General features: G+C 58.0%; 9 protein-coding genes. All 9 read left to right on the top strand.

Going from position 1 to position 11,875, the window contains the following annotated elements:
* The first annotated feature begins 219 nt into the window (after positions 1-219).
* The 9 genes from sdhC (at position 220) to sucD (ending at position 11,602) form a co-directional block, all read left to right on the top strand.
* Positions 220-594: a succinate dehydrogenase, cytochrome b556 subunit gene (sdhC, locus tag ACOZK9_RS07995; RefSeq protein ID WP_058411721.1), complete on the top strand. Its 375-nt coding sequence runs from the start codon at positions 220-222 to the stop codon at positions 592-594.
* The gene (gene sdhD / locus ACOZK9_RS07990) at positions 588-956 is read left to right on the top strand and encodes a succinate dehydrogenase, hydrophobic membrane anchor protein (protein ID WP_058411720.1); all 369 of its coding nucleotides are present in this window, start codon (positions 588-590) and stop codon (positions 954-956) included. Before sdhC ends, sdhD begins: the two co-directional genes overlap by 7 nt.
* Positions 957-959: 3 nt before the next feature.
* Positions 960-2,732 carry a succinate dehydrogenase flavoprotein subunit gene (gene sdhA / locus ACOZK9_RS07985; RefSeq protein ID WP_058411719.1) on the top strand — a complete coding sequence of 591 codons (1,773 nt, stop codon included), beginning with the start codon at positions 960-962 and terminating at the stop codon, positions 2,730-2,732.
* A gap of 11 nt (positions 2,733-2,743) precedes the next feature.
* Positions 2,744-3,448: a succinate dehydrogenase iron-sulfur subunit gene (locus tag ACOZK9_RS07980; protein WP_034102931.1), complete on the top strand. Its 705-nt coding sequence runs from the start codon at positions 2,744-2,746 to the stop codon at positions 3,446-3,448.
* Positions 3,449-3,706: 258 nt separating this feature from the next.
* Positions 3,707-6,538, top strand: a complete 2,832-nt coding sequence (locus ACOZK9_RS07975) for a 2-oxoglutarate dehydrogenase E1 component (RefSeq protein WP_421555597.1) — start codon at positions 3,707-3,709, stop codon at positions 6,536-6,538.
* 44 nt (positions 6,539-6,582) lie between these two features.
* Positions 6,583-7,806 (top strand): 2-oxoglutarate dehydrogenase complex dihydrolipoyllysine-residue succinyltransferase, encoded by a 1,224-nt coding sequence (gene odhB / locus ACOZK9_RS07970; protein WP_058411717.1) that lies wholly within the window; start codon positions 6,583-6,585, stop codon positions 7,804-7,806.
* Between the two features lie 109 nt (positions 7,807-7,915).
* Complete coding sequence (gene lpdA, locus ACOZK9_RS07965; RefSeq protein WP_058411716.1) at positions 7,916-9,352, top strand: dihydrolipoyl dehydrogenase; 1,437 nt, start codon at positions 7,916-7,918, stop codon at positions 9,350-9,352.
* Positions 9,353-9,554: 202 nt separating this feature from the next.
* Positions 9,555-10,721 (top strand): ADP-forming succinate--CoA ligase subunit beta, encoded by a 1,167-nt coding sequence (sucC, locus tag ACOZK9_RS07960; protein ID WP_058411715.1) that lies wholly within the window; start codon positions 9,555-9,557, stop codon positions 10,719-10,721.
* Positions 10,721-11,602, top strand: coding sequence for a succinate--CoA ligase subunit alpha (sucD, locus tag ACOZK9_RS07955; protein WP_028621692.1), 882 nt, complete (start codon positions 10,721-10,723; stop codon positions 11,600-11,602). Before sucC ends, sucD begins: the two co-directional genes overlap by 1 nt.
* The last annotated feature ends 273 nt before the right edge of the window (positions 11,603-11,875 follow it).

The raw sequence follows: 11,875 nt of genomic DNA, 5'->3' as shown, positions 1-11,875 counted from the left end.
CCGTTTACGCCTTTTGTCCTGTCAGCGCAATCCGCTATTAGGGTGAGGAGCGCGCGTTGTCATTAGTAACCTAACTGTCTATACTCGGCCACCGACCGCCAAGGGCTTTTGGGCTTGCTTTCATTGGGGGTCGCACTCCCTGGGTGGTGCTACCTGACCAGTGCACTCCCCGACAACTTTGCCCTGATTGTTAGGGGCTCTTAAGTGTGAAAAAAAGCCGTGAATAGCCAACGACCTGTAAACCTAGACCTAAGGACCATCAAACTCCCCATCACCGGCGTTACGTCGTTCCTGCACCGTGTTTCCGGCATCATCCTGTTTCTTGGCCTGGGCATCATGCTTTACGCATTGAGCAAATCCCTGGGTTCCGAGGAAGGTTTCGCCGAGGTGAAGGCATGCTTGACCAGCCCGCTGGCCAAGTTCGTAGCATGGGGCCTCCTCTCCTCTCTGCTGTATCACCTGGTAGCCGGCGTGCGCCACTTGATTATGGACATGGGCATTGGTGAGACGCTGGAAGGCGGCCGCCTGGGCTCGAAAATCATCATCGCCATTTCCGTGGTGCTGATCGTTCTGGCAGGAGTTTGGATATGGTAACCAGCGTTACGAACCTTTCGCGTTCGGGCCTCTACGACTGGATGGCGCAGCGTGTGTCTGCGGTTGTTCTCGCGGCTTATTTCATTTTTCTGATCGGGTACCTCGTCGCACACCCAGGCATCAGCTTTGAGCAATGGCATGGCCTGTTTGCTCATAACGCGATGCGAATCTTCAGTCTGCTGGCACTGGTGGCTCTGGGCGCTCACGCCTGGGTCGGCATGTGGACCATCGCGACCGACTACCTGACGCCGATGGCGCTGGGCAAGTCCGCGACCGCAGTACGTTTCCTCTTTCAGGCAGTCTGCGGCGTTGCGATGTTCGCTTACTTCGTCTGGGGTGTGCAGATTCTTTGGGGTATCTGATTCATGGCTAACATTCCAACTATTTCATTCGACGCCATCATTATTGGTGGTGGCGGTGCTGGCATGCGCGCAGCGCTGCAGCTGGCCCAGGGCGGTCACAAGACTGCCGTGATCACCAAGGTGTTCCCAACGCGTTCCCACACGGTGTCGGCTCAAGGTGGCATCACCTGCGCCATCGCTTCCGCCGACCCGAACGATGACTGGCGCTGGCACATGTACGATACCGTCAAGGGTTCCGACTACATCGGTGACCAGGACGCTATCGAATACATGTGTCAGGAAGGCCCGGCCGCCGTGTTCGAGCTGGACCACATGGGTCTGCCGTTCTCGCGTACCGAACAAGGCCGTATCTACCAGCGCCCATTCGGCGGCCAGTCGAAGGATTACGGTAAAGGCGGGCAGGCTGCCCGTACCTGCGCCGCTTCCGACCGTACCGGCCACGCGCTGCTGCACACGCTTTATCAGGGCAACCTGAAAGCCGGCACCACCTTCCTGAACGAGTACTACGCGGTTGACCTCGTCAAGAACGCGCAAGGCGAGTTCGTCGGTGTGATCGCGATCTGCATCGAAACCGGTGAAACCACCTACATCCGCGCCAAGGCTACCGTGCTGGCGACTGGCGGTGCAGGGCGTATCTACGCGTCGACCACCAACGCCCTGATCAACACCGGTGACGGCGTCGGCATGGCATTGCGTGCCGGCGTACCGGTGCAAGACATTGAAATGTGGCAGTTCCACCCGACCGGCATCGCCGGCGCCGGTGTACTGGTGACCGAAGGTTGCCGTGGTGAAGGTGGTTACCTGATCAACAAGCACGGCGAGCGTTTCATGGAGCGTTATGCGCCGAACGCGAAAGACCTTGCCGGTCGTGACGTTGTAGCCCGTTCGATGGTTAAAGAGATCATCGCCGGCAACGGCTGTGGCCCGAACGGCGACCACGTACTGCTGAAGCTCGATCACCTGGGCGAAGAAGTGCTGCACAGCCGCCTGCCAGGTATCTGTGAGCTGTCCAAGACCTTTGCTCACGTTGACCCGGTGGTTGCTCCGGTTCCGGTTGTACCGACTTGCCACTACATGATGGGCGGTGTTCCGACCAACATTCATGGCCAGGCGATCACCCAGAACGCCGAAGGCGTGGACGAGATCATTCATGGTCTGTTCGCGGTAGGCGAAGTAGCCTGCGTATCGGTACACGGCGCCAACCGTCTGGGCGGCAACTCGCTGCTCGACCTGGTGGTATTCGGCCGCGCTGCCGGCCTGCACCTGGAAAAAGCGCTGACTGACGGCATCGAATACGATGACGCTACCGACGCCAACATCGAAGCGGCTCTGGCGCGTCTGAACGCTCTGAACGAGCGCACCGATGGCGAAGACGTGGCAACCCTGCGTCGCGAGCTGCAAAGCTGCATGCAGAACTACTTCGGTGTGTTCCGTACCGGCGAGTACATGCAGAAGGGCATCGCCCAGTTGGCCGACCTGCGTACGCGCATCGCCAACGTCAAGATCAACGACAAGAGCCAGGCGTTCAACACCGCTCGTATCGAAGCCCTTGAGCTGCAAAACCTGCTGGAAGTGGCTGAAGCCACGGCGATCGCCGCTGAGGTTCGTAAAGAGTCCCGTGGTGCGCACGCGCGTGAAGACTTTGAAGATCGCGATGACGAAAACTGGTTGTGCCACACCCTGTTCTTCCCGGGTGACAAGCGCGTAACCAAGCGTGCCGTGAATTTCTCGCCGAAGACGGTTCCGACGTTTGAACCGAAAATTCGGACTTACTAAGGGTGGCTGCCATGTTGAAAGTCAGTGTTTACCGTTACAACCCTGATCAGGACGCTGCGCCGTTCATGCAGGAGTTCCAGGTCGATACCGGTGGTAAAGACCTGATGGTGCTGGACGTACTGGCACTGATCAAAGAGCAGGACGAGGGTTTCTCTTATCGTCGCTCTTGCCGCGAGGGTGTTTGCGGCTCCGATGGCATGAACATCAACGGTAAAAACGGCCTGGCGTGCATCACGCCGCTGTCCGCCGTGGTTAAAGGCAACAAGCTGATCGTTCGTCCTCTGCCAGGTTTGCCGGTTATCCGTGACCTCGTCGTCGATATGAGCATCTTCTACAAGCAATACGAGAAAGTTAAGCCGTTCCTGCAGAATGACACGCCGGCCCCGGCCATCGAGCGTCTGCAGTCGCCTGAAGAGCGTGAAAAGCTCGACGGTCTGTACGAGTGCATTCTGTGCGCTTGCTGCTCGACCTCGTGCCCATCCTTCTGGTGGAACCCGGACAAGTTCCTGGGCCCGGCCGCTCTGCTGCAAGCGTACCGCTTCCTGGCAGACAGCCGCGACACCAAGACGTCCGAGCGTCTGGCTTCACTGGATGACCCGTTCAGCGTATTCCGCTGCCGCGGGATCATGAACTGCGTCAACGTATGTCCCAAAGGCCTGAACCCGACTAAGGCCATTGGTCATATTCGTAACATGCTGCTGCAAAACGGCGTGTAAGCGACGTAACAAGGCAGGACCGTTGTGCCCGTAAATGCTGCGGCGCAGGCTTCAACCGGCGCCGTAGTTTTAACTTGAGCAGCGACTTACAAAGCCGCGGCTCTTATTTTGAAGAAATGAGACAAGCAGGGGCATTCGGGTTGGTACCCGAACTATCAGCGTGATCCTAAGTGGCTTGTTTTGGTCGCTGCACTTGGCCTTTTGCAAGCAAACTCGGTGTTTTCGCCGGTGGTGTCCCCAAATCGAGGGTGACCAAGCATGCAAGAAAGCGTGATGCAGCGCATGTGGAACAGCGGCTATCTTTCAGGTGGTAACGCTGCCTATGTGGAAGAGCTTTATGAGCTCTACCTGCACGACCCTAACGCTGTGCCAGAAGAATGGCGCACCAAATTTCAGACGTTGTCTTCAGACGGCAACGCTGCCACCGATGTATCGCATGCAACAATTCGCGATCAATTTGTGCTGCTGGCAAAGAACCAGCGCCGCGCTCAACCGGTTTCTGCCGGTAGCGTGAGCAGTGAGCATGAAAAGAAGCAAGTTGAAGTACTGCGACTGATCCAGGCCTACCGGATGCGTGGCCACCAGGCGGCCCAGCTTGACCCGCTGGGGCTCTGGCAGCGTCCTGCACCTGCTGACCTGTCGATCAATCATTACGGCTTGACCAATGCCGATCTTGATACGACCTTCCGTGCCGGCGACCTGTTCATCGGCAAAGAGGAAGCGAGCCTACGCGAAATTCACGAAGCGTTGCAGCAGACATATTGCCGCACCATCGGCGCTGAATTTACGCACATCACCGATTCCGAGCAGCGCCACTGGTTCCAGCACCGCCTTGAAGGCGTGCGTGGCCGCCCGGTGTTGTCCGCCGATGTGCGCAGCCACCTGCTGGAGCGCGTGACTGCAGCCGAAGGTCTCGAGAAATACCTGGGCACCAAATACCCGGGCACCAAGCGTTTCGGCCTGGAAGGCGGCGAGAGCCTGATTCCGATGCTCGACGAGCTGATCCAGCGTTCCGGTTCCTACGGCACCAAGGAAGTCGTGATCGGCATGGCTCACCGTGGTCGTCTGAACGTGTTGGTTAACACTTTCGGCAAGAACCCGCGCGAGCTGTTCGACGAGTTCGAAGGCAAGAAGAAGGTCGAGCTGGGTTCCGGTGACGTTAAATATCACCAGGGCTTCTCGTCCAACGTGATGACCACCGGCGGTGAAGTTCACCTGGCCATGGCGTTCAACCCGTCCCACCTGGAAATCGTTTCGCCAGTGGTCGAGGGTTCGGTACGTGCGCGCCAGGACCGTCGCAACGACACCACCGGTGAAAAAGTTCTGCCGATTTCGATCCACGGTGACGCGGCATTTGCCGGTCAGGGCGTGGTTCTGGAAACGTTCCAGATGTCGCAGACTCGCGGCTTCAAGACCGGTGGTACGGTTCACATCGTTATCAACAACCAGGTCGGCTTCACCATCAGCAACCCACTGGACGCGCGCTCTACCGAGTACGCGACCGACGTTGCGAAGATGATCCAGGCGCCGATCCTGCACGTTAACGGTGATGATCCGGAAGCCGTGTTGTTCGTGACCCAGTTGGCCATTGACTACCGCATGCAGTTCAAGCGTGACGTGGTGATCGACCTGGTTTGCTACCGCCGTCGCGGTCACAACGAAGCGGATGAGCCAAGCGGCACCCAGCCGATGATGTACCAGCAGATCGCCAAGCAGCGCACCACCCGTGAGCTGTACGCCGAAAGCCTGACCAAGGCCGGTGTAGTCGACGACGCGCGTGTTCAAGAGAAGATCGACGAATACCGCAACGCGCTGGATAACGGCCTGCACGTAGTAAAAAGCCTGGTTAAAGAGCCGAACAAAGAGCTGTTCGTTGACTGGCGCCCGTACCTGGGCCACGCCTGGACTGCACGTCACGACACTACGTTCGACCTGAAAACCTTGCAGGAACTGTCTGCCAAGCTGCTGGAAATTCCAGACGGCTTTGTCGTACAGCGCCAGGTTGCGAAGATCTACGAAGACCGTCAGAAGATGCAAGCCGGCGGCCTGCCGATCAACTGGGGTTACGCCGAAACCATGGCGTACGCGACCCTGGCGTTCGAAGGTCACCCGATTCGCATGACCGGCCAGGACATCGGCCGCGGCACGTTCTCGCACCGTCACGCGGTGTTGCACAACCAGAAAGACGCGGGCACCTACATTCCGCTGCAAAACCTGTACGCAGGCCAGCCACGTTTCGACCTGTACGATTCGTTCCTGTCCGAAGAAGCCGTACTGGCGTTCGAATACGGCTACTCGACCACCACGCCGCAGGCGCTGGTGATCTGGGAAGCCCAGTTCGGCGACTTTGCCAACGGTGCCCAAGTGGTTATTGACCAATTCATCACCAGCGGCGAGCACAAGTGGGGCCGTCTGTGCGGTCTGACCATGTTGCTGCCACACGGTTATGAAGGTCAGGGGCCGGAGCACTCCTCGGCCCGTCTTGAGCGTTACCTGCAGCTGTGCGCCGAGCACAACATTCAGGTGTGTGTGCCGACTACCCCGGCCCAGATCTACCACTTGCTGCGTCGCCAGGTGATCCGCCCGCTGCGCAAGCCGCTGGTCGTGCTGACGCCGAAGTCGCTGTTGCGTCATAAACTGGCCATCTCGACCCTGGAAGATCTGGCCGACGGTTCGTTCCAGACCGTTATTCCAGAAATCGACACGCTGGACGCCGCCAAGGTCACTCGCCTGATCCTGTGCAGCGGCAAGGTTTACTACGACTTGCTGGAAAAACGCCGTGCCGAAGGCCGCGAAGACATCGCCATCGTGCGTATCGAGCAGCTTTACCCGTTCCCGGAAGACGACCTGATGGAGGCCATCGCGCCTTACACCAACCTCACGAATGCCGTGTGGTGTCAGGAAGAACCGATGAACCAGGGCGCGTGGTACAGCAGCCAGCATCACCTGCGTCGCAGCATCGGTAACCACAAAATAGGCCTTGGCCTGGAGTACGCCGGTCGTGATGCTTCTGCTGCACCTGCGTGTGGTTATGCGTCGATGCACGCCGAACAGCAGGAAAAACTGCTGAAAGATGCTTTCACTGTTTAACGCCTTCGCGCTGACTGAAACCGAATTTTAAGGACCCACAGATAATGGCTATCGAAATCAAAGCCCCGTCATTCCCGGAATCGGTTGCCGATGGCACCGTTGCCACCTGGCACAAGAAACCAGGCGACGCCGTAAAGCGTGATGACCTGATCGTCGACATCGAGACCGACAAAGTCGTTCTGGAAGTGTTGGCCGAAGCTGACGGCGTGCTGGGCGCGATCGTTGCCGAAGAGGGCGCTACCGTCCTGTCGAACCAGGTGCTGGGCTCGATCGAAGCGGGCGGCGCTGCTGCTGCCGCTCCGGCCGCAGCTGCACCGGCTGCCGCTGCTGCACCAGCTGCTGCACCGGCGGCGGCTGGCGAAGACCCAATCGCTGCACCGGCTGCTCGTCAACTGGCCGACGAAAACGGCATCAACCTGGCCTCCATCAAAGGCACCGGCAAAGACGGCCGTGTGACCAAGGAAGACGTGGTTGCTGCGGTTGAAGCCAAGAAAGCCGCGCCGGCTGCCGCACCTGCCAAGCCTGCCGCCCCGGCTGCCGCTGCACCTGTGTTCGCTGCAGGCGACCGCACCGAGAAGCGCGTGCCGATGACTCGCGTACGTGCCACCGTGGCCAAGCGCCTGGTTGAAGCACAGTCGAACATGGCGATGCTGACCACCTTCAACGAAGTCGACATGACTGAAGTGATGGCCCTGCGTTCGAAGTACAAGGACCTGTTCGAGAAGTCCCACAATGGCGTGCGCCTGGGCTTCATGTCGTTCTTCGTCAAAGCGGCTACCGAAGCGCTGAAGCGTTACCCGGCAGTCAACGCCTCGATCGACGGCACCGACATCGTTTACCACGGCTATGCTGACGTCGGCGTTGCCGTGTCGAGCGACCGTGGCCTGGTAGTACCGGTGCTGCGTAACGCCGAGCTGATGAGCCTGGCTGAAATCGAAGGCGGCATTGCCGGCTTCGGCAAAAAAGCCCGTGACGGCAAGCTGACCATCGACGAGATGACCGGCGGTACCTTCACCATCACTAACGGTGGTACCTTCGGTTCGATGATGTCGACCCCGATCGTCAACCCGCCACAAGCTGCGATCCTCGGCATGCACAACATCCTCCAGCGTCCGATGGCGATCAACGGCCAAGTCGTGATCCGCCCGATGATGTACCTGGCGCTGTCGTACGATCACCGCCTGATCGATGGTAAAGAAGCCGTGACGTTCCTGGTGACCATCAAGAACCTGCTGGAAGACCCGGCTCGTCTTCTTCTGGATATCTAAAAAGCAGCTGCAAGTTTCAAGCTGCAAGCTCCAGGCCCAAAGCGGGCGAGCGGTGCTTTCAACTTGTGGCTTGCAGCTTGTAGCTTGCAGCTAAAAAGGGAACCTTTTTATGACACAGAAATTTGACGTTGTAGTGATTGGTGCAGGTCCTGGCGGCTATGTTGCCGCCATCAAGGCCGCACAACTGGGCCTCTCGACTGCTTGCATCGAAAAATACACCGACAAGGAAGGCAAACTGGCACTGGGCGGTACTTGCCTGAACGTTGGTTGCATTCCTTCCAAGGCGCTGCTGGACAGCTCCTGGAAATTCCACGAAGCCCAGGACGGTTTCGCGATTCACGGCATCAACCATGCTGGCGTGACCATGGACGTGCCGGCAATGATCGGCCGTAAAGCCAACATCGTTAAAGGCCTGACTTCCGGCGTTGCGACCTTGTTCAAGGCCAATGGCGTGACTTCCCTGCAAGGCCACGGCAAGCTGCTGGCCGGCAAGAAAGTCGAGCTGACCAAGCCTGACGGTTCGGTAGAAATCATTGAAGCCGAAAACGTGATCCTGGCGTCTGGCTCGCGCCCAATCGACATTCCGCCAGCGCCAGTTGACCACAACGTCATCGTTGATTCGACCGGTGCCCTGGAGTTCCAGGCTATTCCTAAACGTCTGGGCGTGATCGGCGCTGGCGTGATCGGCCTGGAGTTGGGTTCGGTCTGGTCGCGTCTTGGCTCCGAAGTGACTGTGCTGGAAGCCCTGGACACGTTCCTGCTGGCTGCCGACACCGCGGTTTCCAAAGAAGCGTTTAAAACCCTGACCAAGCAAGGTCTGGACATCAAGTTGGGCGCTCGTGTTACCGGTTCCAAGGTCAATGGCGAAGAAGTCGTTGTGACCTACACCGATAAAGAGGGTGAAAAAACCATCACTTTCGACAAGCTGATCGTTGCTGTTGGCCGCCGCCCGGTGACCACCGAACTGTTGGCTTCCGACAGCGGTGTGAACATTGATGAGCGCGGCTTCGTCTTCGTTGACGATCATTGCGCTACCAGCGTCCCGGGCGTCTATGCCATCGGTGACGTGGTTCGCGGCATGATGCTGGCGCACAAGGCTTCCGAAGAAGGCGTGATGGTTGTTGAGCGCATCAAGGGCCACAAAACCCAGATGAACTACGACCTGATCCCGTCGGTCATTTACACGCACCCGGAAATCGCATGGGTCGGCAAGAACGAACAGCAGTTGAAAGCTGAAGGCGTAGAAGTTAACGTCGGCACCTTCCCGTTTGCCGCTTCTGGCCGTGCCATGGCAGCCAACGACACCGGTGGTTTTGTCAAAGTCATCGCTGATGCCAAGACTGACCGCGTATTGGGCGTACACGTAATTGGCCCAAGCGCTGCAGAACTGGTTCAGCAGGGCGCAATCGGTATGGAATTCGGCACCAGCGCCGAAGACCTGGGCATGATGGTTTTCTCCCATCCAACCCTGTCCGAAGCGTTGCACGAAGCAGCGTTGGCAGTGAATGGCGGCGCCATCCACATCGCCAACCGCAAGAAGCGCTAAGCGAGATAATAAGAAACCACGGCGGTTGCCCGTCGTGAGCCTTGCGAGCGAGACTCACCGCGGAATATCCGTTGGACGCAGTCTTGCGCAGCTTTGCAGGCCTTAGGCCCTTGAAGTTGCGCAAGCAGCAGTCACAGGTGGCGCGGCACTCATAATGAGCGCAGCGCCGAATGCGCAGTACCTAACGAAGACGGTAAAAAGCATGAATCTTCACGAGTATCAGGGTAAGCAGCTGTTCGCTGAATACGGCCTGCCAGTATCCCAGGGCTACGCAGTAGACACCCCGGAAGCAGCAGCAGAAGCGTGCGACAAAATCGGCGGCACCGAGTGGGTTGTCAAAGCCCAGGTTCACGCTGGTGGTCGCGGTAAAGCGGGCGGCGTTAAGCTGGTTCGCAGCAAAGAAGACGCCAAAGCTTTCGCACAGCAGTGGCTGGGCAAGCGTCTGGTGACTTACCAGACTGATGCCAATGGCCAACCAGTCACCAAGATCCTGGTTGAATCGTGCACTGATATCGCTAAAGAGCTGTACCTGGGCGCTGTCGTTGACCGTTCAAGCCGTCGCATCGTGTTCATGGCTTCCACCGAAGGTGGCGTGGACATCGAGAAAATCGCTCACGACACCCCGGAAAAAATTCTCAAGGCCACTATCGATCCACTGGTTGGCGCTCAGCCATTCCAGGGTCGCGAGCTGGCTTTCCAGTTGGGCCTGGAAGGCAAACAAGTTACTCAGTTCGCCAAGATCTTCGTAGGTCTGGCCAAACTGTTCCAGGATCACGATCTGGCCCTGCTGGAAGTGAACCCGCTGGTGATCAAGGCTGACGGCGATCTGCATTGCCTCGACGCGAAGATCAACATCGACGCCAACGCCATGTACCGTCAGCCAAAGCTGAAGACTTTCCACGATCCGTCGCAAGACGATCCGCGCGAAGCGCACGCTGCCAAGTTCGAACTGAACTACGTAGCCCTGGAAGGTAACATCGGTTGCATGGTCAACGGTGCTGGCCTGGCCATGGGTACCATGGACATCGTCAACCTGCATGGCGGCAAACCAGCCAACTTCCTCGACGTGGGCGGCGGTGCTACCAAAGAACGCGTTACCGAAGCGTTCAAGATCATCCTGTCCGACTCCAACGTCGCTGCAGTACTGGTCAACATTTTCGGCGGCATCGTTCGTTGCGACATGATTGCCGAAGGCATCATCGGTGCAGTGAAAGAAGTCGGCGTTAAAATCCCGGTTGTTGTTCGCCTTGAAGGTAACAACGCTGAACTGGGCGCTAAAGTACTGGCAGAAAGCGGTTTGAACATCATCGCAGCTACCAGCCTGACCGACGCTGCTCAACAAGTTGTCAAAGCTGCGGAGGGCAAGTAATGAGCGTCCTGATCAATAAAGACACCAAAGTTATCTGCCAGGGTATTACCGGTTCGCAAGGTAGTTTCCACACCCAGCAAGCCATCGAATACGGCACCAAGATGGTTGGCGGCGTAACCCCTGGTAAAGGCGGCACCGAGCACCTGGGTCTGCCAGTGTTCAACACCGTGAAAGACGCTGTTGCTCAAACTGGCGCTACTGCCAGCGTGATCTACGTACCGGCTCCTTTCTGCAAGGATTCGATCCTGGAAGCCGCTTTTGCCGGCATCAAGCTGATCGTTTGCATCACCGAAGGCATTCCTACCCTGGACATGCTGGACGCTAAAGTTAAATGCGACGAGCTGGGCGTTGTCCTGATCGGCCCTAACTGCCCAGGCGTGATCACCCCAGGCGAATGCAAGATCGGCATCATGCCAGGTCATATTCACTTGCCAGGCAAAGTCGGTATCGTTTCGCGTTCCGGTACCCTGACCTACGAAGCTGTGAAGCAGACCACTGACGCCGGTTTCGGTCAGTCGACCTGCGTCGGCATCGGCGGTGACCCGATCCCGGGTTCGAACTTCATCGACATCCTGAAGCTGTTCCAGGAAGACCCGAAGACCGAAGCGATCGTGATGATCGGTGAGATCGGCGGTTCGGCTGAAGAAGAAGCGGCTGCCTACATCAAGGCACACGTGACCAAGCCGGTTGTTTCCTACATCGCTGGTGTGACTGCCCCTGCGGGCAAGCGCATGGGCCATGCTGGCGCAATCATCTCTGGCGGCAAGGGCACTGCAGACGAGAAGTTTGCTGCCCTGGAAGACGCAGGCGTTAAAACCGTGCGTTCGCTGGCAGACATCGGCAAGGCGTTGTCCGAGCTGACCGGTTGGGCTGTCAAGTAAGCCTCGCGCTTAGCTGACGCTTCACCAGCAAAGGCCACCTTCGGGTGGCCTTTGTGCTTTAGAGGCAGCTATAAGCGGCAAGCTTTAAGCTGCAAGAGAAAAGCATGCGGTCTTGCTTGCCGCTTGTAGCTTGTAGCTTGCCGCTTGTTGCTGCTTTTATAAGAATGCGACATCTTGATGTCGCTTATCGGACAGTCCGCCCCGCAACAGTGCGTTTGTCGGCCCAATTCTGTACTCTTGCCGCCTCTTTGTGCGCGCGCGTCCCAAAAGGAA

The organism is Pseudomonas kitaguniensis, assembly GCF_049199985.1.
In the GTDB taxonomy this organism is placed as follows: domain Bacteria; phylum Pseudomonadota; class Gammaproteobacteria; order Pseudomonadales; family Pseudomonadaceae; genus Aquipseudomonas; species Aquipseudomonas kitaguniensis.
This window is presented reverse-complemented; position numbering and strand designations above follow the sequence as displayed.

What these genes read in the sequence shown, in the direction of transcription:
- ACOZK9_RS07980 (WP_034102931.1), top strand. Translation starts at nt 2,744, where the DNA reads ATGTTGAAAGTCAGTGTTTACCGTTACAACCCTGATCAGGACGCTGCG.
- lpdA (WP_058411716.1), top strand. Translation starts at nt 7,916, where the DNA reads ATGACACAGAAATTTGACGTTGTAGTGATTGGTGCAGGTCCTGGCGGC.
- sucD (WP_028621692.1), top strand. Translation starts at nt 10,721, where the DNA reads ATGAGCGTCCTGATCAATAAAGACACCAAAGTTATCTGCCAGGGTATT.
- sdhD (WP_058411720.1), top strand. Translation starts at nt 588, where the DNA reads ATGGTAACCAGCGTTACGAACCTTTCGCGTTCGGGCCTCTACGACTGG.
- ACOZK9_RS07975 (WP_421555597.1), top strand. Translation starts at nt 3,707, where the DNA reads ATGCAAGAAAGCGTGATGCAGCGCATGTGGAACAGCGGCTATCTTTCA.
- odhB (WP_058411717.1), top strand. Translation starts at nt 6,583, where the DNA reads ATGGCTATCGAAATCAAAGCCCCGTCATTCCCGGAATCGGTTGCCGAT.
- sdhA (WP_058411719.1), top strand. Translation starts at nt 960, where the DNA reads ATGGCTAACATTCCAACTATTTCATTCGACGCCATCATTATTGGTGGT.
- sucC (WP_058411715.1), top strand. Translation starts at nt 9,555, where the DNA reads ATGAATCTTCACGAGTATCAGGGTAAGCAGCTGTTCGCTGAATACGGC.